Raw genomic sequence first — 25,595 nt, 5'->3', positions numbered from 1 at the left:
GTCAGAACGTCTCCAGGAGTGCGGCGAAGAGGCCGAAGGTGCCGAGCAGCAGCGGCAGCGCCACGACGACCGAGATCGTCTCGAGGACGTTGCCGAGCGACCGCAGGCGGGCTCGCTGGTGTGCGGCTGGCCGGACCCCGGCGAGCAGGGCTCCGAGCACCCCGACGCCTGCGAGCGCGCCGAGCACCTGGAACGGTGCGGTGGTGGCGTGACCGAGGAGCCCGAGCACCGCGGCGACCACGACGGCGCTCCAGAGCAGCACGCCCTGCAGCGTCAGCGGGAAGGCGCGCGTGCGGAGTGCGGCGACGACGACCACCGCGGCGCCGAGCCCGACGGCCCAGGGGTCGCGGTCGGAGACGAGTGCGGCGCCGGCGAGGGCGATGGGGGCGGCCACCGCGGCGGTCGTCCAGTCGAGTGCCCGGTACGCGTCCTCGAGCGCCGTGACGACGCGGCCGCGAGCGACGGGCTCGCCGCCGCTCACACGGTCGTCGAGGCCGGTCAGTCCGGCGGAGGACATCGCGACCGAGGGCAGGAGCCCGCAGACGGCGACGGCTGCGATCCCGACCACGCCCCAGCCGGCGGCCTGCGGGGCCGGAGTGAGCCAGGTGAGCATGCCGAGCAGCGGGAGCACGACGCCGACGACGGCCGCGACGCCGATCGTCCGCGTGCGCTGTCCGACGCCGAGTCCGAGGCCGAGCGCGATCCACGCCCAGACGAGCACCAGGGCGGCGACCATCGCGGGTTGGTCGCCGTCCCGCCCGACGACCGGTCCGACGGCCAGCCCGATCGGCAGCGCGAGCCCGGTGGCCGCGGCGGTGAGGGCGATGCCGGTCCAGCGGGCCCCGGCACGACCCGCGACGAGCGCCGCGATCGCCAGGACCACGCCGCTGCCGACGAGCACGGACGGCAACAGTGCGGGGGAGACGGTCCCGCCGTCGAACGCGGCTCGGACCGAGGCGACGGTGAACGCGGCGACCACGAGGGTGCCCGCGACCGAGGCGGTGGCCCCGACGGCGGCGGCGGCGACGGACCAGCGTGCGGCGGTGCCCCAGCCGTCGCGACGACGGCCGAGCGAGTCCGCGACGGCGTCGGTGACGTCCGAGACCTCGGGCGGCGGTGGTGCGTCGGCGCGACGGACGAGGTGCAGGACCTCGCCGTCGGCGATCTCCTGTGTGGCGGCGTCCGCTGCCAGGGAGACCTCTTCACCGGTGACGCGCACGAGGGCGACGGGTTGCGCGCTGTCCGCGATCGGTTCGTCGAGGATGTCGACCAGCCGCGGCAGCAGTCCGGCGAACGGCTCGTCGGAGGCGACGACGACGTCTGCACGGCGGCCGACACCGACGACGGTCACGCGGGTGAAGTCGCTCAATTGGTCTCCTGCTGGGGTTGCGCGGTCGGCTCGGTCTGCTCGGTCCGGAGGGGCTGCGGGGTCTGCTGCGCCTGTTGCTGGGCGGCCTGCTGCGCCAGCGCGTTCGTGACGAAGGAGTACCCGAGGCACCCGACCCCCACGACCGCGGCGAACACCACGCTGCCGATGAACCGCTTGACGTTGTCGTTCACCAACCGGCGGTCGGCGAGGCGACCGAGCACGAACGCCTGCCGGAGTCGTCGGCGGTGCGTCGAGACGCTCTCCAGCAGGATCGAGTCACTGTTCCGCGGCACGCTGCACCTGCTCCCTCGTCCGGTCGTCCATCCCGACGGCGTCGGCGACGCGGTCGGGCCCGATGTGGTCGATGACGTCGGCCAGCTCGTCGACCGGGTTGCGGTCCTGCCGCCGCCCGAAGGGCAGCACGAGCGCCGGGATCCGAGGGCGTCCGGCGATGACGGCGCCGAAGCGGTCGCGCATCGCCTCGACGTCGAGGTCGAGCTGCCGGACGGCCGGCGCACCGAGGAGCATCGCGACCGGTACCGGCGGCGCGGCCAGTCGGGGTGCCTGGGCGAGGTCGGCGCGGCCCGGTCGGCGGAGCACGAGCGCGAAGAGCGGGAGTTGCGTCGTCGCGAGCCGACCGAGCACCTTCGCCACGGCGGCGATCCGAACGTCGGTGACGGCGTCGCCCAGGGCGCCGACCGCGAGCAGCCCGGTGGTGAGCTCCTCGACGCCGTGCTCGGTGCGCTGCGCCGTGATCGTCAGGGCGACCGGTGCGTCGGCCGAGCCGACCGCCACGAAGCGCGTCGGGTCGGGCATCCGCGAACGAGCGGCCTCGGTCAGCGTGCGGCGGTCCCAGGCGCGACCCGCGGGCTCGTGCGTTCCCCAGCCGGTCGGTGCCGCCCCGGCGAGCTCCGTCGAAAGGAGTTCGGTGGTGGCCCCGAGGACGGTCTCGTCCGCGGCCCGGTGCCGGACGGACACCGAGACGACGAGGTGTTCCGCCGTCGGCGTCCAGGGGCGCAGGTACCCGACCGCCACGTCCTGCACCGAGGTCGGCGGTCCGGTCCGGAGCGCGTCCGTGAAGTCGTCGAGTCGTCCGCCGTCGAGTCCGTTCCGCAGGCCGTCGTCGCCGCGGACGACCCACGCCCCGCCGCAGTCGAGCAACGCCTGGCGGAAGGCCTCGGTCACGACGGACAGGCCGTCGGTCACCAGGATCGGTCGGGCACCCTCGGCTGCCGCGGTGGCGAGCAGGTCCGCCTGGGCACGTCCGAGCCGCACGATCCCCGCGCGGGTCTCGTACCGGATGCTGCCGTCGCCCGCCGAGTCGACGAGCGGGTGCGTCGCGCCCGGACGGTCGTCCGCGGCGGTGTCGCGGCGGAACGGGCTCACGGCGTCGCTCCGACCCGGTCGACCACGAACGCGTGGTCGCCGATCCGGACCGTCGCGCCTGCGGGCACGGGCAGGTCGACGCCGGGGACGAGGTCCTCGAACGAGGCGTCCGAGCGGATCACCGAGGTGCCGTTGGTCGAGCCGAGGTCGCGCAGCACCACGACTCCCGCCGCCTGCACGAGGGCGACGTGCGTCTTCGACAGCGTGCGCGACAGGTCCGGCACCGCGACGGTCGCCACGCCGGGCTCGGCCTCGGGGTTCCGGCCGACCACGCACGTGCCGTGGAACCAGTGCACCGCACCGGAGTCGAAGCGCAGCACGACCGCGTCGGGCGGTACCGAGTCGTCGGCCACGGGTGCGGTCGGCGCGGGCACCGCCGCGAACCCGGACGCGGGGGTGGGACCGAACCCCGCACGACGGGTGGCGTCGAGACCAGCCTGCACCGCGCCTCCAGGCAGCGGCGCCGACCCCGGACGGACACCCGCCGACGCGGCGGCACCGAAGGCGGTGCCGAGCGCGGGCACCGCGGGGTCGAGCGGCTCGCGTCCGCGCTGCAGCGACGCGGTCACCGTGCCCGTCGCCGCGGCCCACGGGCCGGCTCCGGGCGCACGTCGGTGCCGACCGCCACCGAGTCGGGCGAGCTGTCGGACGGGCCCGGCGGGCAGCGCGTCGTCGACGTCGACGACGCGGGTACGGAGGAGCAGCCCGCCCGGCCCGCGGCCCGTCCTGGAGGCACGCATCACCACGATCGCGGTCGTCACGACGAGCCCGGCGACCGCTCCGGCGACGGCGGTACCCACGGGGTCGGAGGAGGGGACCGCGGTGTGGGCGAGGAAGAGGAGGGCGGCGCCGGCGGCACCGCCGAGCAGGCAGACGACGACGTCCACCAGCCGGGCGAGGACGACAGCACCGGCCGGGGCCGTGGCGACGCCCTGCACGGCGTCGTACTCGGCGGAGCCGATCGTTCGCCCGAGGAGGGCACCGCAGTCGGTGCAGAAGCGCTGGCCCTGGCTCGTCGCGACCCCGCAGCGACCACAGGTCAGCACGGGTACCACGGACTCGACCACGATCGACGACATGCCCCACCTCCCCTCGGCAGGAACGATCATGTCAGAACCGAAGGGTGACGCGCGCGGCGGACGTGGTCTACGCTGCGTGTATTCGCTGTCACCCGTTCGGGGTGGGGGAACGACGGAGAGGATGCGCGATGAAGTTCGCGATGGGGGCTCAGGTCCTGACCAACCTGACCAAGCAGACGTCCGGTGCTTCCGGTGACCTGGGGACGCTCGTGCGCAAGCTGGCCGACTCGGCCGAGCCGCTGCAGGGTCGCTTCAACGGTGCCGGTCGACAGGCCTTCGACCGTTTCAAGGCCGAGACCGACACCATCGCCAACGAGCTGAACGGTGCGCTCGCGAGCGTGCTGCAGGGCATCTCGGGCATGGACCGTTCGTTCCAGGAAGGCGACCAGGACATGGCGCAGTCCACGAGCTCGCTCGAGGGCAGCTCGAACTTCGACGCGGCCCGCTTCAGCGGCCGCGCCTGACGGATCTTCGGGGAGAGGGAGAGAACACCATGAGCGGTGGCAACCAGGCAGATCGTCGCGACTACGACGTCGCGGCCTCGCAGAACGCACAGGACAACTTCAACGCCGTCGCGGCGCAGCTCGAGTCGCTCATCGCGCAGCGTGACTCCGACGTGAAGGCAGCCATGGCCGACTACCAGGCCGACGGCGTCTCGGACGAGTACCACGCCAAGGAACAGCGGTGGAACACCGTCGCCGGCGAGGTCAAGCAGATCATCGCGACGCTGCGTGCATCGCTGCAGTCGAACGACGAGTCGGCGCAGTCGGCCATCAGCAAGGCGAAGTCGGCCGTCGGCAACATCGGCTGACGTGGTCGACGGATGGCGGGTCGACCCCGCCGGGGTCGAGGCCGTCCTGACGGACGTCTCGACCAAGACCACGACGATGAACAACGCTCTGGGCGGATCCGCGGACGGATCGATCCAGGGTGTCGGAGAAGTCGTGCAGGACGCCGCGACGGCAGCACAGTCACCGGTGATCGGTGAGGCGCTCGCCGGGTTCTTCGAGCACCGGCAGGCCACACTGACGGGGATCCAGAACCGGATCCAGGCGTCGCTCTACGGCGCTGCCGGCGCGACACGTGCCATCGTCGACGGCGATGACGAGATGGGTGCTGCCACGGCGCAGGCGAACGCCGTCACGGCGTCCACCAACGGCGACTTCCGCGCGTTCGACGGGATGTTCGACCGGTGACCGGCGTCGTCAAGACGGGAGCCATCCCGTACACGGACGTCCAGCTCGAGGCGATCACGAGCGGCGCCGCTTCGCTGCGGACCGTCGCGTCAGCCGTCCGCGACGGCACGGCCGACATCGTCACCGCCTGGAGCGGCATCTCCGGTTCCTACGAGGGCCCGAGCGATCAGGAACTCTTCGCGGTCATGACGCCCATCGGGCCCCAGGGCACGACGTTCGGCGACGACCTGGACGCCGCGGCGAAGGCGCTCGACACGTTCGTCACCGAGGTCACACCGATCGTCGCTGCGCTCAAGGCGTACGTTACGCGTGCCGAGCAGCTGCACCGCGACGTCGACGCGTTCACCCCGAAGACCGCGACGACCGAGTACGGCAACAACGCGACCGTCGAGTCCTGGGACCAGGACGAGACCCTGACCGACGAGAACAACGCGATCATCAACGGCGTCGCCGCCCAGGTGGTGGCGTACCAGGCTGCCGAGCGCACCTGCGCGAACACCATCCGCGGGCTGTCCGGCCTGCAACCGCTGCACGCGATGAGCGGCAGTGGTTCGGACGACGCCCTCGCCTACGGGTACGACAAACTGCCCGCCGGCACGAAGCTGCCGTGGGGGACCGCGTCGGAGCGGAAGGAATCGTGCTCCGAGAAGACCGTCGACTTCCTGCCGAACATGCTCACGGGCGTCGCCGTCGACGGCGTCTGGGGCACCGTGAAGGGGCTCGGCACCCTCGTCGGTCTGGACGGCACGGGCTTCCACCTGGAGACCGCGGCGACGTCGTGGAGTGGGGTCCTCGCCCTCACCGGCTTCAACACGAAGACCATGCAGAAGGACCCCGACCTCCAGCGCGAGGCGTGGACCCAGCTGGGGAAGGCCACCGTCGGTTGGGACGAATGGGGCAGGGACCCCGGTCGCGCCGCCGGACAGGCGCTGTGGGGGATCGGCTCGATCGTCGTCCCGATCGTCGGGCAGGCGGGCAAGCTCGGCGCCGTCGGCAAGGTCGGCGAAGTCGCGGGGGCCGTCGGCAAGGCGGGGAAGTACCTCGATCTCGTCGATGCCGGCGCGTGGGTCTCGAAGGGCCTGACCAAGGTGCTGCCGAGGCTCGATGAGCTCAAGACGATCATGACCAAGGGTGTCGGTGACGACGCGGTCGGGTCGACCGGGCGCCTCGCCGACTTCAAGACCGGGCTCGGTGACTACCTGCACGGACGGCACGGCGACACCGACGTCGAGGTGCCGCCGGCTCGGACCGAGGCGGACGCGGACGTGCGGGCGGGGAGCGACGCGAACGCGCGGGCCGACGCCGGCGACGCGACGATGCACGCGCCGGAGCGGGAGCCGGCGCTCGTGGGGGCCGGTGGGCGCGGGGAGCACGGTGAGACGACGACAGGCGACGGCGGTTCGACGTCGGGATCGCACGGCGGGGCAGGGCACGGGGGCGATTCGGCCGGGCACGGTGGGTCGGGCCACGGCACGGATGCCGATCACGGCGCCGGTGGTGGTCGGCCGGACGGCGACGGGCACGACGGGTCCGGGACTCCGCCCCCGCACCACTACGACCGTTCGACGGACCCGGTGTTCTCCGACGATCCCAGTGGTCCCGGCTGGGAGCGTGACGAGTCGGCCCGGGGCGATGCCGAGCGGCCCGGCTACGGCCAGCCGCACCTCCACTTCGACGAGCTCGGTGAGAACTACCGAGCTCCTGACGACCCGACGTACAAGGGCGCGGGGATGAGCGACGAAGTGCGCGCTCTCGTCGACGACTGGGGCAATCCGAACAGCCTGTACGGCAAGGACGCCGACGGCAACTACCTCACGCGGGACGGCTGGGAAGACCGGTACATCGACTGGAACGAGAACTGGCAGTCGTACGCGCCGGAGTACCCGGGCAACGCGGGAGCTGTTGCTGGCCATCGCGTCGACTGGACGGATCCGCAGTTGTTCGTGCAGCAGTACGGGTCGCAGTTGGACCGGCTCGGTGCGGACAAGGGCGAATTCCTCTCGTTCCCCGGGACGTCATTCGAAGAGCGAGCGTTGCCGCCGTCCAACCTCAGCGACAAGTACTCGACGTTCGACTTTGATGCCGCTGCATTCGAAGGAAAGGGACTGAAGATCGAGGTGAGCGAGATCGCTCCGGCTTTCGGGCACCCTGGCGGTGGACTGCAGGTGCGGTTCTTCAAGCCGGGCGATCCGATTGAGTTCGTTTCCGTCACCGACCTCAAGAGATTGGGAATCCTGAGTTGACCGACAGTGAACCAGGCGAGTTCGCCGACCTCCAGTACCTCGAGGACGTCCTGCTGCGTGCCGGAAACGACCTCGTCACGTGTGAACCGCGAAGGGTGCAGTTCGGCGATCACGAGACACTGCAGCGGTACTCGGTGTCAGGCACGTCGGTCGAGGAGTGGCGTGGAGACCGGGGGCGTGGCGCCCTGACCGGCACACGGTTCGGGTCGGCCACGGACGCGGAATTGTGGATCGTCGCGGACGCGAGTGGGTACATTCGCGAAGCTCGTGGCCTGCCGATCGCACATTGGCTTCCCGACCAAGAGCACGAACTCCCCGAAGGGTTCACTATGGAGCAAAACGGCGCCGGTGTTCTCCTCACCTGGAGCGCATCGGGAACGGAACACCGAGTCCGTTTCGGCGGCGCTCTCCCGGAGGCCCATGCGGTGCAGTTCTCGGCCGTGGCACGGGTGCCGCTGAACCAGATCGAAGAGTGCGCGCTCCAGCTCGACGCCCGCTCGGCGTTCGCGGCCGCGGCGTCCGCTGCTTCGCGCTGAACGACTCCGTCGTGCCGCTGATCCATCGGACTACGCCGCAATACCGTGCCTCGAGGTGCTCGTGGTCCTCTTGCGCAGTGCTGGGCATGAGCGGGTCGTCACCGAGCCGACGCTCGTGGAGTTCGGCGATCACGAGACGTTGGAGCGTTACGTCGTGCAGGACTCGGAAGTCCTGGGATGGCGAGGCGACCGAGGCTCGGGAGACTGGACAGATGTCGTGTTCAGAGACGGAGACGGTGACGATGCTGCGCGTCGAATCGCGTCCTCTGCCGCTGGTGTCACCCGAGATCGAGCTGACCTCGAACGCGCCCACTGGCTGCATCGATCACCCCCAGGAGCTTCCCGCTGGCATGACGTCGACGGTCGAGTCCACGTTGAACGTGCTCCGGTGGACGGCGCACGGCGCCCCGCACCGTGCCTGGTTCGGGAGGGGTCGTTTCGTTGCCGTTCGCAACGGTGGCGCGTGTTCCCGTGGACCGCATCGAGCAGTGCGCGCTCGAGACCGGTTCCCGGCGAGCATTCGCCGAGCCTGCGCTTCCCGATTGACTCCGGTCTCTCGGCACGAGGCGCGGCCGTCCGTTCAGTCCTGAACGACGATCCTCTGCAGCGCGCCACTGACGAGCAGATCGCGGATCGTCTCCGCACCCTCCGCGATCGAGAAGCGGACCGCGCCGCCGGGCTGCCCGAACCAGGGGAGTGTGATCTGGGCGTGAACGAGGACGTTCTCCGTCGTCACGTACGGGTGGACGGTCGACGGGAGCGACAGCGCGGTCGGCGGAAGCGCTCGCGATTCGAACGAGGCGGCGTACGGGTTGAGCAGCCATCCGTCGGGCCCACCGACTCGGTCCACGGGGATTCCTGGGGGCAGCTGGATGAGGACCTGTCCGCCGCTGGACCGGATCTGGTCGGCCAGTTCGGGAAGGTAGCGCTCAGACGAGTCTCGGAGCCTAACGAGTTCTCTGCGTGAGATCGTCCTGGGCGCCGGCATCGGGCGGCGGAGGAACGCACGGAGCACCTCCGCTGCGCCGTCCTCGTCCTCTGCGCGTCCGATCACTCGCGCTTGGCCGTAATCCACGCACTGCAACTCGAAGCCAGTCCCGGACGGCTCGATACGGAGCGCGCCTTCGAGCGGCGGTCCGTCGAGCACGTCACCGGGGAGCGCGACGAACTGTGAGGTGAAACCGGAGCGGTCGAGGTTTGCGCGGAGCGAAGAGAAGGCCACCCGACCAGCGTATCGACGGCCGAGCGTCGCTTTCGGCCGGTTCGGGATTGTCGGGCCGATACCGTGGGCCGGGATGCTCCGGGTCCTCGACGCCCTCGAGCAGCGGCCGGAGAAGGCAGGACGAACCATGGACGACGTCGACGCGACGCGTGAGCTCGCCGTGGCCGAAGCTGCTGGCATTCGTTGCTGCTGGATGCGGCGGCCTTCGAACGAGGCCGACATGCCGAGCATCTACGTGATGGATGGCGGTTGGCGTGTCTCGACGACGAACGAGCGCGCCACCGAGGAGTCCGTTAAGGACTACTCAGATCGTGAGGAGGCCATCGGTGACTTCGTCAAGAGGGTGCACGGATTCGTCGAGTACCAGAGCGACGGCTCCCGACGATGTCCAGGTGGCGGTCGTCGCCAGCACGTGGACGTTCTCGTGGCAGGGCCGCAGCGACGAACACTTTGTCCGCGCGTTCGGTGTGCCTAGGCGAGTACCGCCTACCGACTTTGTCGGGTGCGTGAGCTGGCGCTTGAACAATTGATGGACGTGGTGACCTCGCCGAGCCCGACGCGTCACCTCCGGGAGCTCAGAGCCTTGCGAGGAGCCGGTTGAACCACAGCGATCTCCCGCGCAATGACGCCGACCTGCTCGGGGAGTTCGTGGGCAACGAACCACCGGACCTGTCTTCTGCTCCGGGTATCAGACGGGGCGACCTCGTCCTCTTCGAGTTCGGCGAGCTGGAGACGACGTTCCGGATAGCCGTCGCCGGCTCTGGGTTCGCGTTCGAGATCTGCTGCGGGAAGGGGCTTGGCGGAACAGTGTCTCGTGGTTCCCCGGACTGGCGAGTGTCCCGGACGGCATCGGCGTCCTCAGGGACAAATCCGGGACGGTGCTCCGCTGGGAGACCGAAGGCGAGGAACACGTCGTTCAGGTGCTCATTGACGACAGCACAACGCTCGTTTGCCAGCTCGCGTGGGTGCGGCTCTGTTCTCTGCCCGAAGTGATCGCGATCGTCACCTCCGATGACCCGGGCCATCGCACCGGCAGTCTTCCGTCCGATGTGTCTCGAGGTCGGCTGGCGGCACTACGAGGACGAGTCCATTGCGCTGGAGATGTACCTTGGCGCTGCTGCGGGACCTCAACGACCTCATCGCCAGCAGAGCCGTCCGCTGATGCACCGAGAGTACGAGGAGCACTGACACCGATGCACCAGATCGACGCGCTCCGACACCTCGCCGACGCGGAAGCGGCCGGTGCCGGCTTGAACTGGCTGCGAGCACCGCACAACGACGTGAACGTATCGTCCCTTCACGAGGCGGACGGCCGCTGGGTGGTCTCGACCACGAACGAGCGTGCGACGGAGGAGAGGGTGCACGAGTACGCGGACCGCGCGGCCGCGATCGAGGACTTCGTGTCGCGCATCGACAAGGAACTCGTCAACGCACTGCTCCAGCAGCGCAACAAGACGGCGGACGACCTCGGATCCCTCGGTGCGTATCGTGGTGAGATCGCAGCAGTCGGTCGCTTCGGCTCTCCGGGCGGCGGAGTGCAGGTACAACTGCCGCTGCCGGTCGAGATCCTCCAGGTCCTCGGCGTACTCCGCGAAATTCCTCTGCACTGAGAACAGGACGAACTCATGGATGACATCGACGTGATGCGCGAACTCGCCTTCGCCGAGGCCGCGGGCGTTCCCTTTTGCTGGATGCGGCGGCCCTCCAACGATGTGAACACCCCGTGCATCTACGAGACAGCAGACGGATGGCGGGTCTCCACGACGAATGAACGGAGCACCGAGGAATCTGTCGACGACTATTCGGACCGCTCCGCAGCCGTCGACGATTTCGTGAGCCGCGTACAAGGGTCCGTACGGTACAAGGAGCTCCGCAAGAAGCTCCTCGGGCACTAGCGCAGGTCTGATGCCCGTTCTGACTGGGCCTGGTCGAGGACCCTTCTGACAGCCGGACGGTCGTCTGCAGGAGGTGCAGATCATCGCTCCCGCCGGTGCGGTGGCCGACGCTGCGCAGTTCCTCGAAGGAGACCCGAGAGCCGGTCTGGCCCCATGATCACAAGAAAGGCGTTCGTCAGGTGAGGACCAGAGCACACGGCCGAGCGATCGGTGCGGCGATCGGGAATCGGGAGCGGATCCCGCCTCTGAAGAACAACCTGGCGATCACAACGAGCGTGAAGGTGGATCCGGCATCCAGCCCCGCCCGGGTGACCTGGGCTGAACGGAAGGACCGCACTTGGTCGTGAATGTTGCTCTCAGCCAAGCAGTAGTGCAACTGACCGGGAAGGGGCGCAGTGCGACACCTGGTGCGTTCTGGATGGCAGTGGAGTCGTTTCCCGACACGGTTCACCGTGATCTCGAGGAGGTCATGCGCGACTATGAGACGCTGTCACAGATCGGCTGGGCCTCCGTCGACAACGACTTGATCCGCGGAATGGACCTGTTCAAGGAGAACTTCTCGCGACTTCATCCAGAGGTGGCCCCGTCCGCGCTCGACGCGCTCGAGTGGAAGTTCTCCTGGGATTGGCGCTGAACCGACGACGTGCGGCTGTCGCTGGGGTCAGTGCCTCCTGCGAGCCCATTCGTGCCCGCCCTTCGCGAGGTCCATGTACCAGTTGTACAAGTTGTTCTGTTCCTCGAGCAGCTCCGCGTAGAGCGCCCGAGCTCCAGGATCAGTCGACAGCGCGAGGTACTCCTCGTTGTCGAGGATCGCACCGATGCCGGTACGGACGTCGTGGTAGGCGCCATACTGGTCGCTGACGTCGACGTACGAACGCATCTCCTCGAGGTACCCCTCGAGGATCGGGAGGTACTTCCCTCCGGCAAGACGCTTCTCGGCACGCTGCTGTTCGTTACGGAAGACACGAAGGGCCCCGCGCGCGACACCGTCGATGAACAACTGCGATGCCCGCGACGTCGGATCGGTGGCCCCCGTCGCCAGGGTCTTCGCGAAGCCGCTCGAGGCGGAATCGGTGCCGAACGCGAGCTTCCTCGCCGCAGCGCTCGGCTGTTCCGTGATCAACATCCGCAACGCACGATCCGACCCGAACTCCTGCCAGGCGGGGAACGTCGAGCGGCGCTCGGTCGACGTGGGCGTCGTCGCGATCCACCAGCGCAGCACGGCTCGGATCCGGTCTTCGTCGTCCACGCGGGTGAGGGCGCTGTCGAAGGCGTCGTACCAGCCGTGCAGGAGCTCGAGGAGGAGTGCGCCGTCGTGCCGGAAGGTCAGCGCGAGGCCCGTCGGTCGTTCGTGGCTCGTCACGCCAGCAGGCTACCGGCGTACCGTCGCCCGCATGACGAAGCACTGGGTGGCCCCGCGGTTCGGCGGCAGCGAAGTCCTGGAGTACGTCGACACGGAGGTGCCGGCGCCCGGCCCCGGCGAGGTCACGATCGCCGTCCGCGCCGCTGGCATGAACCCGGCCGACACCAAGCACACCCGCCAGGGCGACCCCGCGGACCTGCCCATCGCCGTCGGCTACGAGGTCGCCGGTGTCCTGTCCGCCGTCGGCCCCGACACGCAGATCGCGTCCGGCGGGGGAGCGGTCGGCGACGAGGTCCTGGCGTTCCGCATCAGCGGCGGCTGGGCGGAGTCGGTCACGGTGCCCGCGGCCGACGTCTTCGCGAAGCCCGCGTCGCTCGGCTTCCCGGAGGCCGCCAACCTGCTCCTCGCCGGCTCGACCGCCGCCGACATGCTCCGCGTCACCCGCGCCGAGGGGCGCGACACCGTCCTGGTGCACGGCGCCTCGGGCGCGGTCGGCGTCAGCCTGCTCCAGCAGCTGCGGCTGCTCGGCACCCGCGTCATCGGCACCGCGTCGGAACGTGGTGCGGACGTCGTGCGACGCTTCGGTGGCGAGTGGGTCCAGTACGGCGAGGGCCTGGAGGCGCGTGTCCGTGACCTCGCACCCTCCGGTATCGACGTGGCACTGGACTGCGTCGGCACCGACGAGGCCGTCGACGTCTCGCTCGCGTTGGTCGCGGACCGGTCACGGATCGTGACGATCGCTGCGCAGGCGCGGGCTGCATCGGACGGCATGGCGGCGGTGGGCGGGGCGCAGCCGGCCAGCAAGGCGTTCCGTGACTCGGTGCGGCAGCGGCTCATCGACCTCGCCGGTGCCGGACAGCTCGAGGTCCCGGTGGCGCGGACCTTCCCGCTGGCCGAGGCGAAGGCGGCGGCGGAGCTGCTGGAGTCCGGGCACCCCGGGGGCAAGCTCGCGCTCCTGCCCTGACCGCACGGTCGGGTCAGGTGCACGGTCGGGGCCAGAGTCGTTCGCACGGATGACGCTCGCCGGCTCGGGGGAGTGCCACACTCTGTGTGGACCGACAGCCCCGCCGGAAGGAACCCACCGATGAGTGACCAGTACCCGCCCCGGGACCCGTACGGCCAGTCCGCGCAGCCCGGTCCGGGGCGGCCGAGTGGCGGCAGGTCCGAGCCGCCGCTCTGGGCGCCCTGGTACGGCATCCCGTTCCCCCAGGCGTTCCTGCGCTTCTGGAAGAAGTACGTGCGGTTCGACGGCCGGGCCAGCCAGTCGGAGTACTGGTTCTGGGCGCTCTGGTACCTGATCGGTTCGGCGGCCGCGGGCATCATCGGCAACGGGTTCAACGTGCTGCCGTTCATCGACGACGGTTCCGACGGTCTCGGCAGCCTCTGGAGCCTGGCCTGCGCGCTCGGCTTCATCGCGTTGACCGTGCGGCGGCTGCACGACGTGAACCTCAGCGGCCTGCTCGCCCTGTTGTTCGTCATCCCGCCGATCGGCATCCTGTTCTCGTTGATCGTCGGCCTGATGTCGTCGAACCCGCAGGGGCAGCAGTACGACCGCCCACAGCAGGGGTAACGCGCCGCGTCGGTCCTGACGGCCTCTCAGGAGTTCTGGTTGACTCGACCGTGAACATCAGCCAACACTCGAGGGGGACCACGTGAGCGACCAGTACCCGCAGGATCCGAACAACCAGCCGAACGCCCAGTTCGGCGGCACACCCCAGTACGGCGGCGCACCGCAGTACGGCCAGCAGCCGCCGACCGGACCGAACGGCGAACCGCCGCTCTGGGCACCGTGGTACGGGATCTCCTTCGGCAAGGCCGTCGGCCGCTTCTTCAAGAAGTACGCGACGTTCAGCGGTCGGGCCAGCCGGAGCGAGTTCTGGTGGTGGTACCTGGCGAACGGGATCGTCACCATCGTCCTCAGCATCCTGTACGGCATCGGCTTCGCGACCTCCGAGCGCTCGACCGTGTCGATGTCGTCCTCGACGTCCACCAGCGTCCAGTCGACCGTCACCGAGCCGTCGGCACTGTTCGTCATCTCGGGCATCCTGTTCCTGCTCTGGGGCCTCGCGATCATCGTCCCGACGCTCGCCCTCGGCTGGCGCCGCCTGCACGACGCGAACCTGACGGGGGCGCTGTGGATCATCGCGATCTTCGTCGGCATCGTCGGCATCGTCTTCGGCTTGCTGCCCTCGAACCCGCAGGGTGCGCGCTTCGACCGTCCGCAGGGCGCCCGATGACCGAGAGCACGCAGCATTGGGCGCCCCCGCAGCAGCCCGGTCAGCAGACCGACGCCGCGGGGACGCCGCCGCGATGGGCCCCGTGGTACGGGATCTCGTTCCCGAAGGCGGTCGCGCGCTTCTTCGCGAAGTACGCCACGTTCAGCGGTCGTGCGAGCCGGAGCGAGTTCTGGTGGTGGTTCCTGGCGAACACGATCGTCACCGGGGCACTCGTGGCCATCGGCACCGTCATCCGCCTCACCACGCTCAACAGCCGGACCGTCGACTACTACGGCAACGAGATCACCGTGGTCGACCCGGTCCCGCCGGTCTTCTGGGTCGTGCTCGTCCTGCTGGCACTCTGGGGCCTCGCGACCCTGGTGCCGTCGCTCGCCCTCGGCTGGCGACGCCTGCACGATGCGAACCTCTCCGGGGCGCTCTGGATCATCGCGCTGTTCATCGGCGTCGTCGGCATCGTCTTCGGCCTGCTGCCGTCGAACCCGCAGGGCGCACGGTACGACCGGCCCGGGACGAACCGATGAGCAACGGCGGGACGCCCCAGTGGGGCCAGCCGGACGGCGACCAGTCGCAGGGGCAGCCCGGCTACGGGCAGCAGCCCCAGAACGGGCAGCAGCCTGGGTACGGGCAGCAGCCTGGGTACGGGCAGCAGCCCCAGTACGGGCAGCAGCCCCAGTACGGGCAGCAGCCGCAGTACGGGCAGCAGCCGGGCTCCGGACAGCAGCCGTACGCGCAGCCGTACGCCGACCCGTACCCGCAGTTCGCGCAGCCGATCCCGCTCAGTCCCGACGGGGTCCCGCCGCTCTGGGCACCGTGGTACGGCATCGGGTTCCTCGACGCGTTCACCCGGTTCTTCAAGAAGTACGCCCGGTTCGACGGCCGCGCCAGCCGGGGTGAGTTCTGGTACGCGGTGCTCGCGAACGCCATCGTGACCATCGTGCTGTTCGGCGGGTTCTACGCCGTCCTCTTCGCGACGGTCGGGGCGAACGGCGCCGTCGACGAGTACGGCAACCCCACGGGGAGCAGCGCGCCGTCGCCGTTCGCCTTCGTGCTGCTCGGGCTCTACTTCCTCTGGTGGCTCGCCACGATCGTGCCGGGCATCGCCCTGGGCTGGCGTCGCGTGCACGATGCGAACCTGGCAGGCCCGTTCTGGCTCATCGCGCTCTTCGTCAGCGCCGCCGCGATCGTGTTCGGCTGCCTGCCGTCGAGCCCGGCCGGCGCGCAGTACGACCGCCCCGACCTGCGGTAGTTCCGCGGACCAGAACAGCCCGCCCCACGCGTCGAGCGTGGCGCGGGCTGTTCGTGTGTCGGAGGGCTCAGACCACCCGGAGACGGACGAGCGCACCGTCGACGACCAGGTCACGCACGGTGGCCGACGGGTCGGCGATCTGGAAGCGCAAGGCCCCACCCGGCTGCTCGAACCACGGCTGGACGAAGCGGACGTTCACCAGGAACGGCCGGTCGACGACGTACCGGTGGGTCTCCGGCGACGAGGCCACGTGCGGGGGCAGCGACCGGCTGGGCAGCGGGGTGTCGAGCGGGTGCAGCAGGTAGCCGTCCGGGCCACCGATGCGGTCGACGGGGACACCGGCCGGGATCTGGATGGTCAGCCCCTGCTCGCCGGCCTGTGCGACCTGCTGCGCGAGCTGCGGGTAGGTCGACGCCGCGCGGTCGCGGAGCCCTTCGAGCTCGTGGCGGGGGATGTCGCGCGGCTCCGGGAACGGACGGTTCAGGAACCGGCGCAGCATCTCGACCGCGTCGTCCTCACCCGTGGCCTGCGCGAGACGACGTGCCGTGCCGTAGTCGACGACCTCGAGCGCGTAGCCGGAGGCGTCGGTCTGGACGATGCGGAGCGCCCCCTCGACCGGCGGTTCGTGCAGGGTCTCGCCGGGGAGCTGCACGTACCGGGTCGTGTAGCCGAGCTGGTCGAGGATGGGGCGGGTGTCCGCGAACGTCATGGTCGGGAGCCTATCGGTCGGCGTGGTGCTGGGCCTTGGACGGAGCCGGGACTACGCCCGGCCGCGCATGATCGCTTGCTTGACCTCGGAGATCGCCTTCGTCACCTGGATGCCACGGGGGCACGCGTCGGTGCAGTTGAAGGTCGTGCGGCAGCGCCAGACGCCTTCCTTGTCGTTGAGGATGTCGAGACGGACGTTCGCGGCGTCGTCGCGGGAGTCGAAGATGAACCGGTGTGCGTTCACGATCGCGGCGGGGCCGAAGTACTGCCCGTCGGTCCAGAACACCGGGCAGGACGACGTGCACGCGGCGCAGAGGATGCACTTCGTGGTGTCGTCGAAGCGGGCACGGTCGGCGACGGACTGGACGCGCTCCTTGCCGGGCGTCGGGGCCGACGAGGACTGCAGGAACGGCTGCACCTCGCGGTAGCTCTGGAAGAAGGGCTCCATGTCGACGACGAGGTCCTTCTCGAGCGGCAGGCCCTTGATCGCCTCGACGTAGATCGGCTTCGAGACGTCGAGGTCCTTGATGAGGGTCTTGCACGCCAGGCGGTTGCGGCCGTTGATGCGCATGGCGTCGGACCCGCAGACGCCGTGTGCGCACGAGCGGCGGAAGGTCAGGGACCCGTCCTGCTCCCACTTGATCTTGTGCAGGGCGTCGAGGATGCGGTCGGTCGGCAGCATCATGACGTCGAAGTCCTGCCAGCGCGGCTCGTCGTCGACGTCGGGATCGAAGCGACGGACGATGACCGTGACGGAGAAGGATCCGGGAGGAGCGTCCTGCACGGTGTCGGTGCGGGGTGCGTCGGAGACCAGGGTGTCGGTCATCTCAGTACTTCCTCTCCATCGGCTGGTACCGCGTGATGACGACGGGCTTCCAGTCGAGCGTGATGTGGTCGTCGGCGAGTGACGAGTGCGGGTCGCCCGTCAGGTACGCCATGGTGTGCTGCATGTAGTTCTCGTCGTCGCGCTTCGGGTAGTCGTCGCGCATGTGGCCGCCACGGCTCTCCTTGCGGTTGCGCGCGGAGTAGACGACGACCTCGGCCAGGTCGAGCAGGAACCCGAGCTCGACGGCCTCGAGCAGGTCGGTGTTGAACCGCTTGCCCTTGTCCTGCACGGAGACCTGCATGAAGCGGTTGCGGAGCGTGTGCAGGGTCTCGGTGACGCGGGCCAGCGACTCGTCCGTGCGGAACACCTGCGCGTTCTTGTCCATCTCCTCCTGCAGTTCCTTGCGGAGGGCGGAGACGCGCTCGGTGCCGGTCGAGGCACGGAGCTGGTCGAGCATGCCGCGGACTCCGGCCGCCGGGTCTTCCGGCAGGGGGAGGAACTCGGCGGTCTGGACCCACTCGGCAGCGTTGTTGCCCGAGCGCTTGCCGAAGACGTTGATGTCGAGCAGCGAGTTGGTGCCGAGGCGGTTGGAGCCGTGCACGGAGACGCAGGCGCACTCGCCGGCGGCGTACAGGCCCGGGACGACGGTGGTGTTGTCGTACAGGACCTCGGCCTTGACGTTCGTCGGGATCCCGCCCATCGCGTAGTGCGCGGTCGGCATCACGGGCACCGGCTCGACGACGGGGTCGACGCCGAGGTACGTGCGGGCGAACTCGGTGATGTCCGGCAGCTTCGTCTCGAGGACCTCGGCGCCCAGGTGCGTGCAGTCGAGCAGCACGTAGTCCTTGTTCGGTCCGGCACCCCGGCCCTCGGCGACTTCCTGCACCATGCAGCGCGCGACGATGTCACGCGGAGCGAGGTCCTTGATGGTGGGGGCGTACCGCTCCATGAAGCGCTCACCCGAGGCGTTCCGGAGGATCGCGCCCTCGCCGCGGGCGCCCTCGGTCAGCAGGATGCCGAGCCCGGCGAGCCCGGTCGGGTGGAACTGGAAGAACTCCATGTCCTCGAGCGGCAGGCCCTTGCGCCACACGATGCCGACGCCGTCGCCGGTCAGGGTGTGCGCGTTCGAGGTGGTCTTGTACATCTTGCCGAAGCCGCCGGTCGCGAAGATCATCGCCTTGGCGTGGAAGACGTGCAGCTCACCGGTCGCGAGCTCGAACGCGACGACGCCGGCCGGCTGCTGGCGGGTGACACCGTCGTCACCGACGACGTCGACCATGATGAGGTCGAGCGCGTAGAACTCGTTGTAGAACTCGACGCCGAGCTTCACGCAGTTCTGGAACAGCGTCTGCAGGATCATGTGGCCGGTGCGGTCTGCTGCGTAGCAGGCCCGTCGGACCGGGGACTTGCCGTGGTCGCGGGTGTGGCCACCGAAACGGCGCTGGTCGATCTTGCCCTCGGGCGTGCGGTTGAACGGCAGGCCCATGTTCTCGAGGTCGATGACGGCGTCGATCGCCTCTTTCGCCAGGATCTCGGCGGCGTCCTGGTCGACCAGGTAGTCGCCGCCCTTGATCGTGTCGAACGTGTGCCACTCCCACGAGTCCTCTTCGACGTTGGCGAGGGCCGCGGCCATCCCGCCCTGCGCCGCACCGGTGTGCGACCGGGTGGGGTAGAGCTTCGAGATGACGGCCGTCTTCGCCTTCGGGCCGGCTTCGATCGCGGCTCGCATGCCCGCGCCTCCGGCGCCGATGATGACGATGTCGAACTGGTGGTGGTGGACGGTGGTCTCGGTCACAGGGGTCTTTCCGTAGACGGTGGGAACGCGGGCAGCAACGGTGGTGGTGCTACTGCGCGGGGCAGAAGGACGGCAGGTCGGCGGCAGCGGCGCCGGCGGGGCACGGGTCGAAGGTCCAGCAGACGAGGAGCCCGAGCACGATCAGCACGACGCAGGCGGCCAGGATCGCGACGAGGAGGGTCTTGCGGATGCCGGGCTTCGACACGTAGTCGTTGACGATCGTGCGCATGCCGTTCGAGCCGTGGATGAGGGCGAGGACCAGCATGAGCGAGTCCCAGACCTGCCAGAAGGGGTTGGCCCACTTGCCGGCGACGAAGGCGAAGTCGATCTGCTTGACGCCCTCGCCCGCCACCATGTTGACGAAGAGGTGGCCGAAGATCAGCACGACGAGCAGCACGCCCGAAGCGCGCATGTAGATCCAGCCCCACTTCTCCCAGTTGGTGGTGCTGCGGGCGGCTGCGGCCGAGCGGGGAGGTTCGACGATCTGCGTGGTCATGTTCGTGCCCCTCAGTTGAAGTCCGCGACGAGGTTCATGAGCTGGCGGGGCAGGAAGCCCGCGATCGCCACCGCCCACAGGACCATGACGATCCAGAACATGGCCCGCTGGTACTTCGGGCCCTTCGACCAGAAGTCGATCAGGATGATCCGCAGGCCGTTGAAGGCGTGGAACACGATGGCCATGACGAGCGCGATCTCGCCGAGGTTCATGATCGGGGTCTTGTACGTGCCGATGACCGCGTTGTACGCCTCTGGGGAGAGCCGCACGAGCGCCGTGTCGAGGATGTGCACGAGCAGGAAGAAGTAGATCGCGACGCCGGTGATGCGGTGGAGAACCCACGACCACATCCCGATCGAACCGCGGTAGAGCGTGCCCTGTGGCGTCCGAGAAGCCCGCGGGGCTTCAATCGAGACGTCGGGCACCGCGGTCGCCGTACCCCCGCCGGTGTGCTCAGCCATGAGCTCGTCCTTCCATAGGACGGGCTCGCCCGATCGGCGAGCCCTTGCCGTTCGTGTTCGTGTGGAACACGACCCATCCTATGCGCGGGCGCTGACCTTCTCGTCCCGACCGGCCCGGAGGCCCCGTCCGACGGGCGGCGCGCCGATGGTGCGGGCCGTGTCGTGGTGGTCGAGGAGCTGGTCGCCGACGGCCTCCCAGGTGGTTCCCTCGACCCGGAGTCGACCGGCGGAACCCATCCGCTCCGCCAGCGCGCGGTCGTGGTGCAGCCGCAGGACCGCGTGCCGCAGGGCCTGCGGGGCATCGGCGTCGTAGAACTCGCCGTCGAGCCCCGGGGCGACCAGGTCGAGCGGGCCGCCGGACGCCGGCGCGATCACGGGCAGGCCGGAGGCGTGGGCCTCCTGCAGGGTCTGCCCGAAGGTCTCGGCCGGACCGGTGTGCACGAACAGGTCGAGCGCCGCGTACGCGTCGGCGAGGGCGTCGCCGCGCAGGGGGCCGGTGAAGGTGACGTCGAGGTGCCGGAGCCGACGTTCGAGCATCGCCCGCGACGGACCCCCTCCGGCCACGACGACCCGGATGCCGGGGACACCGCCGAGCTCGGCGAGCCGCTCGACCTCCTTCTCCGGGGCGAGGCGTCCGACGTAGCCGACGATGGTCTCACCGTTGGGGGCCAGGCGGCGGCGGAGTGCCCGCACGTGCCCGGTCGACCGGCGCGCGGGGTGGAACAGCTCGGTGTCGACCCCGCGACCCCAGCGGGCGACGCGGGGCACGCCCTCCTCGGCGAGCATCGCGGCGGTCGCGCTCGACGGGGCGAGCGTCAGCGAGGCCCCGGCGTGGATGCGTCCGAGGATCTTCCGCACCAACGGGACGGTCGCGGTCAGGCCGTTGCGGCGGGCGAACCCGGCCACGTCGGTCTGGAAGACGGCGACGGAGGGGATGCCGAGCCTCCCGGCTGCCGTGATCGCGCGCCCACCCAACAGGAACGGACTCGCGGCGTGGAGCACGTCGGCGCCGGAGGCGGCGAGGATCGTGTCGAGCACCGGGTGGGGGAGCGCCACCGGGAACTGCCGGTAGGCGACGGCGGGGATGCGGTGGACGTCGAAGGAGCGGTAGCGCTCGACGGCGCTGCGCGACCGGAACTGCGCGAGGCCGGGGGTGTCCGGGGCGATCACGACCGCGCGGTGACCCCGTCGTTCCAGGTGGTCGAGGACCGCCAGGACACTGGTGGTCACGCCGTTGAGGGTGGGCAGGAAGCTCTCGGTCACGACGGCGACGGTCCGGGGGGACGTGCCGCGCTCCACGCTGCGTGCGCTCATGGTGCTGCCCATGCTCCGGGCGTGACGTGACCCGGCGGGGCCGACGACGTGAACGGGACGCGCGCGCCGGGTGAACAACGCTGCGGGAGCCCGCATGCGGGAATCGTGCGGAGACCACCCAGGATCCGCCCGGTGGGACCGGTACGGTGAGCGCGTGGCTGACGCTCTCGAAGACTTCTACGCGATCATCCCCGCAGGGGGCATCGGATCGCGCCTGTGGCCGTTGTCGCGCGCGGACGCACCCAAGTTCCTGCACGACCTGACGGGTTCCGGCACCTCGCTGCTGCGGCAGACCTGGGACCGCCTGGCGCCGCTCGCCGGCGACCAGCGGATCATGGTCGTCACCGGCCGTGCGCACCGGGTCGCGGTGGAGTCGCAGCTGCCCGGCGTCGAGGACCACAACGTGGTGCTCGAGAGCGAGCCGAAGGACTCCACGGCCGCCATCGGCCTGGCCGCGGCGATCCTGGTGCGCCGCGAGCCCGACGTCGTCATCGGCTCGTTCGCCGCCGACCACGTCATCGGGGACGCCCGCGGCTTCCGTCGTTCGGTGCGCGAGGCCGTCGCCGTCGCACGCGCCGGCTACGTGACGACCATCGGCATCACCCCGACGGAGCCCGCGATCGGCTTCGGCTACATCAACGCCGACACCGCCGCGCTCGACATCGAGGGTGCCCCGACCGCACACGCGGTGAAGTCGTTCGTCGAGAAGCCCGACCTGGACACCGCCCGCTCCTACGTCGAGCAGGGCAACTACCTCTGGAACGCCGGCATGTTCATCGCCCGCGCCGACGTGCTGCTCGCCGAGATCGGCCGGACGAAGCCCGAGCTGCTGGCCGGCATCAACGAGCTCGCCGACGCCTGGGACACCTCGGCCCGCGGCGCCGTCGTCGACGCCGTCTGGCCGATGCTCGAGAAGATCGCCATCGACTACACCGTCGCCGAGCCGGCCGCAGCCGCCGGACGCATGGCGGTCGTCCCCGGCGACTTCGACTGGGACGACGTGGGGGACTTCGCCTCCCTCGCCAAGCTGCAGTCCGGCGGTCGGCCGAACAACCTCGCCGTGCTCGGGGACGGTGCCCGCATCCTGGCGGACTCGTCGAGCGGCATCGTGATCTCGCACAGTCAGCGACTCATCTCGCTCATCGGCGTCGAGGACATCGTCGTCGTGGACACCCCGGACGCCCTGCTCGTCACCACCAGCGCGAACGCGCAGCGGGTGAAGGGTGTTGTGGATGCCCTGAAGATCAGCGGCCGGGGCGACGTCCTGTAGCGCTCCACCGACAAACCCCTCGAACTGGGGGTCAGCGTGCGACCCCGCGTTACGGGCGCGTTTCGGCGGGGTCGCGATCCCGTAACCGATCCGCAGGACCCCCGCAACGGGTCCTGTACCGGCCCGACGGTCGTGTACTGTCGCCACGATCGCCCGGAACGCACGTGGTCCGGGCACGCTCCCCGGAGGAACCAACCCGTGACATCTCGTACCCGACAGGTCGTCCTCAGCGGCCTCGCGCTCGCCGGCACCGTCGCCGTCCTGGCCGGCTGCGCCTCGGCGCCGTCCACCACCGACTCGGCGAAGAAGACCGACTTCCGCCCCTGCATGGTCTCCGACGCCGGTGGGTTCGACGACAAGTCGTTCAACCAGCTCGGCTACGAGGGCATGAAGGACGCCGCCAAGGACCTCGGTGCCACCTACAAGGAGGCCGAGTCGAAGGACGCCACCGTCTACGACTCGAACATCGAGCAGCTCATCGGCCAGAACTGCAACCTCGTCGTGACCGTCGGCTTCAACCTGGCCGACGCCACGAAGAAGCAGGCCGCTGCGAACCCCGACACCGACTTCGCGATCATCGACGACAACTCGATCGACGCGAAGAACGTCAAGCCGATCACGTTCGACACCTCGCAGGCGGCGTTCCTCGCCGGCTACGCGGCGGCGTCCTACTCGAAGACCGGCGTCGTCGGCACCTTCGGTGGCATGCAGATCCCGACCGTCACCATCTTCATGGACGGCTTCGCGGACGGCGTGAAGTACTACAACGAGCAGAAGGACAAGGACGTCAAGGTCGTCGGCTGGAACGTCGACACCGGCAAGGGCTCCTTCACCGGTGGCTTCGAGGCCGGCACGCAGGCCAAGTCCGTTGCGCAGACGCTCCTCGACCAGGACGCCGACGTGATCCTGCCCGTCGGTGGCCCGATCTACCAGTCTGCCGCCGAGGCCATCAAGGACGCCGACAACGGTTCCGTCCTGATCGGTGCGGACAGCGACCTCTACGAGGCCGACCCCCGCTACAAGGACATCGCCTTCACCTCGGTCGAGAAGGGCATGCGCCCGGCCGTGAAGGACGTCGTCGAGCAGGCGGCTGACGACAAGTTCTCGAAGGACCCGTACGTGGGCACCCTCGAGAACGACGGCGTCGGCATCGCGCCGTTCCACGACTTCGAGTCCAAGGTCGACAAGGGCCTGCAGGGCGAGCTCGACGACGTGAAGGCCGGCATCATCGACGGCTCGATCAAGGTCAAGACCCAGTCCTGACCCGGTGAACGCGGGCGGGGGAGCATCCCTCGCCCGCGTTCTCGTGCGCCCGGGTGGCGCACACCACATCGTGCATCCGCGGGGTGCACGCGACACCGTGCGCCCGCGTGGCGCGCGCGAGACAGAAATAGACTCCCGAACATGAAGCTCGAACTCCGCGGCATCACCAAGCGGTTCGGCGCCCTGGTCGCCAACGACCACATCTCGCTCACCGTCGAGCCGGGTGAGGTCCACTGCCTCCTGGGTGAGAACGGCGCCGGCAAGTCCACCCTGATGAACGTCCTGTACGGCCTGTACGACGCCGACGAGGGCGAGATCCTGCTCGACGACGTGGTGCAGGACTTCGACGGCCCCGGTGACGCCATGCGCGCCGGCATCGGCATGGTGCACCAGCACTTCATGCTCGTGCCCGTGTTCACCGTCGCCGAGAACGTCATGCTGGGCCAGGAGCAGACCACCTTCGGCGGGCGGCTCGACCTGGCCGGTGCCCGCAAGCGCGTGCAGGAGATCTCCGACCGCTTCGGGTTCGACGTCGACCCCGACGCCAAGGTCGAGGACCTGCCCGTCGGCGTGCAGCAGCGCGTCGAGATCATCAAGGCGCTGTCCCGCGACGCCTCCGTGCTGGTGTTCGACGAGCCGACAGCCGTCCTCACCCCGCAGGAGACCGACGAGCTGATGGGCATCATGCGCCAGCTCCGCGAAGCCGGCACCGCGATCGTCTTCATCACCCACAAGCTCCGCGAGGTGCGCGAGGTCGCCGACCGCATCACGGTCATCCGTCTCGGCAAGGTCGTCGGCGAAGCCTCGCCGACCGCCACGAACAACGAGCTGGCCGCGCTGATGGTCGGCCGTGCCGTCTCGCTCGTGGTCGACAAAGAACCCTCGACCGGTGGCGACGACGCCCTGGTCGTCGAGCACCTCACCGTCACCGACCCGTCCGGCATCGTGCTCGTCGACGACGTCTCCTTCACGGTGCGTCGCGGCGAGGTCCTGGCGATCGCCGGGGTGCAGGGCAACGGCCAGACCGAGCTCACCGAGGCGATCATCGGCCTCGAGCCCGCCCACGCCGGCCGGATCACCCTGGACGGCAAGGAGCTCACCGGCCGGAGCGTCAAGCAGGTGCTCGACGCGGGCGTCGGCTTCGTCCCCGAGGACCGCAAGGAGGACGGCCTGGTCGGCGAGTTCACCATCGCCGAGAACCTGATGCTCGACCGGGCCGACCACGCCGAGTTCGTCCGCGCCGGCACGATCCGGTCGGCGGAACGCGACGCCTTCGCCGACGAGAAGATCGCCGAGTTCGACATCCGCACCCCCGGCCGCACCACCGCGGCCGGTCGGCTGTCCGGCGGGAACCAGCAGAAGATCGTCCTGGCGCGCGAACTGAGCCGTGAACTGCGGCTGTTCGTCGCCGCGCAGCCCACCCGCGGCATCGACGTGGGCTCGATCGAGTTCGTCCACAAGCGCATCGTCGCCACCCGCGACACCGGGGTGCCGGTCATCGTCGTCTCCACCGAGCTCGACGAGGTCGTCGCCCTGGCCGACCGCATCGCCGTGATGTACCGCGGCGGCATCGTCGGCATCGTCCCCGCGACCACCCCCCGCGACGTCCTCGGCCTCATGATGGCCGGGGAGATCCCCGAAGGAACGGAGCTGGCCGCATGACCGGTTCGGCCGGCGAGATCCACGCCAC

29 protein-coding genes are annotated in these 25,595 nt (G+C 69.8%); 17 read left to right on the top strand and 12 right to left on the bottom strand.

Going from position 1 to position 25,595, the window contains the following annotated elements; genetic code table 11:
- Nucleotide 1 precedes the first annotated feature (1 nt).
- Genes ORG17_RS11555 through ORG17_RS11540 form a run of 4 tightly spaced genes read right to left on the bottom strand, consistent with a single transcriptional unit; the run spans nt 2 to nt 3,864 of the window.
- Complete coding sequence (locus ORG17_RS11555) at nt 2-1,369, bottom strand: EsaB/YukD family protein (protein ID WP_214525953.1); 1,368 nt, start codon at nt 1,367-1,369, stop codon at nt 2-4.
- Nucleotides 1,366-1,662, bottom strand: a complete 297-nt coding sequence (locus ORG17_RS11550; RefSeq protein ID WP_214525952.1) for a hypothetical protein — start codon at nt 1,660-1,662, stop codon at nt 1,366-1,368. Before ORG17_RS11550 ends, ORG17_RS11555 begins: the two co-directional genes overlap by 4 nt.
- Nucleotides 1,646-2,755, bottom strand: a complete 1,110-nt coding sequence (locus ORG17_RS11545) for a DUF6177 family protein (protein ID WP_214525951.1) — start codon at nt 2,753-2,755, stop codon at nt 1,646-1,648. The genes ORG17_RS11550 and ORG17_RS11545 overlap by 17 nt, the downstream gene beginning before the upstream one ends.
- The gene (locus ORG17_RS11540) at nt 2,752-3,864 is read right to left on the bottom strand and encodes an FHA domain-containing protein (RefSeq protein WP_214525950.1); all 1,113 of its coding nucleotides are present in this window, start codon (nt 3,862-3,864) and stop codon (nt 2,752-2,754) included. The genes ORG17_RS11545 and ORG17_RS11540 overlap by 4 nt, the downstream gene beginning before the upstream one ends.
- 98 nt (nt 3,865-3,962) lie before the next feature.
- Between ORG17_RS11540 and ORG17_RS11535 the strand changes: the two genes are divergently transcribed.
- From ORG17_RS11535 to ORG17_RS11515, 5 genes are read left to right on the top strand one after another with little or no spacing between them, the layout of a single operon-like run.
- On the top strand, nt 3,963-4,298 hold the full coding sequence (locus ORG17_RS11535) for a WXG100 family type VII secretion target (protein ID WP_027466433.1): 336 nt from the start codon (nt 3,963-3,965) through the stop codon (nt 4,296-4,298).
- A 29-nt stretch (nt 4,299-4,327) separates the two neighbouring features.
- Nucleotides 4,328-4,645, top strand: coding sequence for a pore-forming ESAT-6 family protein (locus ORG17_RS11530; RefSeq protein ID WP_027466434.1), 318 nt, complete (start codon nt 4,328-4,330; stop codon nt 4,643-4,645).
- Nucleotide 4,646: 1 nt separating this feature from the next.
- Nucleotides 4,647-5,030, top strand: a complete 384-nt coding sequence (locus ORG17_RS11525; RefSeq protein WP_051596903.1) for a DUF6507 family protein — start codon at nt 4,647-4,649, stop codon at nt 5,028-5,030.
- On the top strand, nt 5,027-7,273 hold the full coding sequence (locus tag ORG17_RS18365) for a TNT domain-containing protein (protein ID WP_214525949.1): 2,247 nt from the start codon (nt 5,027-5,029) through the stop codon (nt 7,271-7,273). Before ORG17_RS11525 ends, ORG17_RS18365 begins: the two co-directional genes overlap by 4 nt.
- Nucleotides 7,270-7,809, top strand: coding sequence for a hypothetical protein (locus ORG17_RS11515; protein ID WP_027466437.1), 540 nt, complete (start codon nt 7,270-7,272; stop codon nt 7,807-7,809). The genes ORG17_RS18365 and ORG17_RS11515 overlap by 4 nt, the downstream gene beginning before the upstream one ends.
- Nucleotides 7,810-8,389: 580 nt before the next feature.
- On the opposite strand, the gene ORG17_RS18360 is transcribed toward ORG17_RS11515, so the two are convergent.
- A complete protein-coding gene (locus ORG17_RS18360) occupies nt 8,390-9,031 on the bottom strand; it encodes a TNT domain-containing protein (protein WP_214525948.1) in 642 nt (213 codons plus the stop codon).
- A gap of 73 nt (nt 9,032-9,104) precedes the next feature.
- Between ORG17_RS18360 and ORG17_RS11505 the strand changes: the two genes are divergently transcribed.
- The 4 genes from ORG17_RS11505 (at nt 9,105) to ORG17_RS11490 (ending at nt 11,560) form a co-directional block, all read left to right on the top strand.
- Nucleotides 9,105-9,506, top strand: coding sequence for a hypothetical protein (locus ORG17_RS11505; RefSeq protein ID WP_214525947.1), 402 nt, complete (start codon nt 9,105-9,107; stop codon nt 9,504-9,506).
- A 718-nt stretch (nt 9,507-10,224) separates the two neighbouring features.
- Nucleotides 10,225-10,641: a TNT domain-containing protein gene (locus ORG17_RS11500; protein WP_214525946.1), complete on the top strand. Its 417-nt coding sequence runs from the start codon at nt 10,225-10,227 to the stop codon at nt 10,639-10,641.
- Nucleotides 10,642-10,656: 15 nt separating this feature from the next.
- The gene (locus ORG17_RS11495) at nt 10,657-10,926 is read left to right on the top strand and encodes a hypothetical protein (protein ID WP_214525945.1); all 270 of its coding nucleotides are present in this window, start codon (nt 10,657-10,659) and stop codon (nt 10,924-10,926) included.
- A gap of 343 nt (nt 10,927-11,269) precedes the next feature.
- Nucleotides 11,270-11,560: a hypothetical protein gene (locus ORG17_RS11490; RefSeq protein ID WP_176709043.1), complete on the top strand. Its 291-nt coding sequence runs from the start codon at nt 11,270-11,272 to the stop codon at nt 11,558-11,560.
- 27 nt (nt 11,561-11,587) lie between these two features.
- On the opposite strand, the gene ORG17_RS11485 is transcribed toward ORG17_RS11490, so the two are convergent.
- Nucleotides 11,588-12,289, bottom strand: a complete 702-nt coding sequence (locus ORG17_RS11485; RefSeq protein ID WP_071244297.1) for a hypothetical protein — start codon at nt 12,287-12,289, stop codon at nt 11,588-11,590.
- Nucleotides 12,290-12,320: 31 nt separating this feature from the next.
- Between ORG17_RS11485 and ORG17_RS11480 the strand changes: the two genes are divergently transcribed.
- The 5 genes from ORG17_RS11480 (at nt 12,321) to ORG17_RS11460 (ending at nt 15,772) form a co-directional block, all read left to right on the top strand.
- On the top strand, nt 12,321-13,253 hold the full coding sequence (locus ORG17_RS11480; RefSeq protein ID WP_214525944.1) for an NADP-dependent oxidoreductase: 933 nt from the start codon (nt 12,321-12,323) through the stop codon (nt 13,251-13,253).
- Between the two features lie 120 nt (nt 13,254-13,373).
- A complete protein-coding gene (locus ORG17_RS11475; protein ID WP_111056117.1) occupies nt 13,374-13,859 on the top strand; it encodes a DUF805 domain-containing protein in 486 nt (161 codons plus the stop codon).
- A gap of 82 nt (nt 13,860-13,941) precedes the next feature.
- Complete coding sequence (locus tag ORG17_RS11470) at nt 13,942-14,526, top strand: DUF805 domain-containing protein (RefSeq protein ID WP_083404092.1); 585 nt, start codon at nt 13,942-13,944, stop codon at nt 14,524-14,526.
- Nucleotides 14,523-15,047: a DUF805 domain-containing protein gene (locus ORG17_RS11465; RefSeq protein WP_214525943.1), complete on the top strand. Its 525-nt coding sequence runs from the start codon at nt 14,523-14,525 to the stop codon at nt 15,045-15,047. The genes ORG17_RS11470 and ORG17_RS11465 overlap by 4 nt, the downstream gene beginning before the upstream one ends.
- A complete protein-coding gene (locus tag ORG17_RS11460; RefSeq protein WP_214525942.1) occupies nt 15,044-15,772 on the top strand; it encodes a DUF805 domain-containing protein in 729 nt (242 codons plus the stop codon). The genes ORG17_RS11465 and ORG17_RS11460 overlap by 4 nt, the downstream gene beginning before the upstream one ends.
- A gap of 67 nt (nt 15,773-15,839) precedes the next feature.
- On the opposite strand, the gene ORG17_RS11455 is transcribed toward ORG17_RS11460, so the two are convergent.
- The 6 genes from ORG17_RS11455 to ORG17_RS11430 form a co-directional block, all read right to left on the bottom strand.
- Nucleotides 15,840-16,481, bottom strand: a complete 642-nt coding sequence (locus ORG17_RS11455; RefSeq protein ID WP_176709040.1) for a TNT domain-containing protein — start codon at nt 16,479-16,481, stop codon at nt 15,840-15,842.
- Nucleotides 16,482-16,532: 51 nt separating this feature from the next.
- Entirely contained in the window at nt 16,533-17,306 is a 774-nt protein-coding gene (locus ORG17_RS11450) for a succinate dehydrogenase iron-sulfur subunit (RefSeq protein WP_071244286.1), read from the bottom strand.
- Nucleotide 17,307: 1 nt separating this feature from the next.
- Nucleotides 17,308-19,101 (bottom strand): succinate dehydrogenase flavoprotein subunit, encoded by a 1,794-nt coding sequence (gene sdhA / locus ORG17_RS11445; protein ID WP_027466445.1) that lies wholly within the window; start codon nt 19,099-19,101, stop codon nt 17,308-17,310.
- Nucleotides 19,102-19,150: 49 nt separating this feature from the next.
- A complete protein-coding gene (gene sdhD, locus ORG17_RS11440; RefSeq protein WP_027466446.1) occupies nt 19,151-19,597 on the bottom strand; it encodes a succinate dehydrogenase, hydrophobic membrane anchor protein in 447 nt (148 codons plus the stop codon).
- Between the two features lie 11 nt (nt 19,598-19,608).
- The gene (gene sdhC, locus ORG17_RS11435) at nt 19,609-20,058 is read right to left on the bottom strand and encodes a succinate dehydrogenase, cytochrome b556 subunit (protein WP_017888739.1); all 450 of its coding nucleotides are present in this window, start codon (nt 20,056-20,058) and stop codon (nt 19,609-19,611) included.
- Nucleotides 20,059-20,136: 78 nt separating this feature from the next.
- Entirely contained in the window at nt 20,137-21,372 is a 1,236-nt protein-coding gene (locus ORG17_RS11430; protein ID WP_250891989.1) for a glycosyltransferase family 4 protein, read from the bottom strand.
- A gap of 154 nt (nt 21,373-21,526) precedes the next feature.
- Between ORG17_RS11430 and ORG17_RS11425 the strand changes: the two genes are divergently transcribed.
- The 3 genes from ORG17_RS11425 to ORG17_RS11415 all read left to right on the top strand — a co-directional run bounded on the left by ORG17_RS11425 (nt 21,527) and on the right by ORG17_RS11415 (nt 25,567).
- Nucleotides 21,527-22,642, top strand: coding sequence for a mannose-1-phosphate guanylyltransferase (locus tag ORG17_RS11425; RefSeq protein ID WP_071244281.1), 1,116 nt, complete (start codon nt 21,527-21,529; stop codon nt 22,640-22,642).
- A 198-nt stretch (nt 22,643-22,840) separates the two neighbouring features.
- Complete coding sequence (locus ORG17_RS11420; RefSeq protein ID WP_027466452.1) at nt 22,841-23,905, top strand: BMP family lipoprotein; 1,065 nt, start codon at nt 22,841-22,843, stop codon at nt 23,903-23,905.
- Between the two features lie 141 nt (nt 23,906-24,046).
- Nucleotides 24,047-25,567, top strand: coding sequence for an ABC transporter ATP-binding protein (locus ORG17_RS11415; protein ID WP_027466453.1), 1,521 nt, complete (start codon nt 24,047-24,049; stop codon nt 25,565-25,567).
- Nucleotides 25,568-25,595: the final 28 nt, after the last annotated feature.

Origin of the sequence: Curtobacterium flaccumfaciens pv. betae, assembly GCF_026241855.1 — a bacterium.
Taxonomy (GTDB): Bacteria; Actinomycetota; Actinomycetes; order Actinomycetales; family Microbacteriaceae; genus Curtobacterium; species Curtobacterium flaccumfaciens.
This window is presented reverse-complemented; position numbering and strand designations above follow the sequence as displayed.

Excerpts from the sequence above, each read along its gene's own strand:
- ORG17_RS11540 (WP_214525950.1), bottom strand. The coding sequence starts at position 3,864 with ATGATCGTTCCTGCCGAGGGGAGGTGGGGCATGTCGTCGATCGTGGTC.
- ORG17_RS11535 (WP_027466433.1), top strand. The coding sequence starts at position 3,963 with ATGAAGTTCGCGATGGGGGCTCAGGTCCTGACCAACCTGACCAAGCAG.
- ORG17_RS11530 (WP_027466434.1), top strand. The coding sequence starts at position 4,328 with ATGAGCGGTGGCAACCAGGCAGATCGTCGCGACTACGACGTCGCGGCC.
- ORG17_RS11505 (WP_214525947.1), top strand. The coding sequence starts at position 9,105 with ATGCTCCGGGTCCTCGACGCCCTCGAGCAGCGGCCGGAGAAGGCAGGA.
- ORG17_RS11500 (WP_214525946.1), top strand. The coding sequence starts at position 10,225 with ATGCACCAGATCGACGCGCTCCGACACCTCGCCGACGCGGAAGCGGCC.
- ORG17_RS11495 (WP_214525945.1), top strand. The coding sequence starts at position 10,657 with ATGGATGACATCGACGTGATGCGCGAACTCGCCTTCGCCGAGGCCGCG.
- ORG17_RS11480 (WP_214525944.1), top strand. The coding sequence starts at position 12,321 with ATGACGAAGCACTGGGTGGCCCCGCGGTTCGGCGGCAGCGAAGTCCTG.
- ORG17_RS11475 (WP_111056117.1), top strand. The coding sequence starts at position 13,374 with ATGAGTGACCAGTACCCGCCCCGGGACCCGTACGGCCAGTCCGCGCAG.
- ORG17_RS11465 (WP_214525943.1), top strand. The coding sequence starts at position 14,523 with ATGACCGAGAGCACGCAGCATTGGGCGCCCCCGCAGCAGCCCGGTCAG.
- ORG17_RS11460 (WP_214525942.1), top strand. The coding sequence starts at position 15,044 with ATGAGCAACGGCGGGACGCCCCAGTGGGGCCAGCCGGACGGCGACCAG.
- ORG17_RS11455 (WP_176709040.1), bottom strand. The coding sequence starts at position 16,481 with ATGACGTTCGCGGACACCCGCCCCATCCTCGACCAGCTCGGCTACACG.
- ORG17_RS11450 (WP_071244286.1), bottom strand. The coding sequence starts at position 17,306 with ATGACCGACACCCTGGTCTCCGACGCACCCCGCACCGACACCGTGCAG.
- sdhD (WP_027466446.1), bottom strand. The coding sequence starts at position 19,597 with ATGACCACGCAGATCGTCGAACCTCCCCGCTCGGCCGCAGCCGCCCGC.
- sdhC (WP_017888739.1), bottom strand. The coding sequence starts at position 20,058 with ATGGCTGAGCACACCGGCGGGGGTACGGCGACCGCGGTGCCCGACGTC.
- ORG17_RS11430 (WP_250891989.1), bottom strand. The coding sequence starts at position 21,372 with ATGAGCGCACGCAGCGTGGAGCGCGGCACGTCCCCCCGGACCGTCGCC.
- ORG17_RS11415 (WP_027466453.1), top strand. The coding sequence starts at position 24,047 with ATGAAGCTCGAACTCCGCGGCATCACCAAGCGGTTCGGCGCCCTGGTC.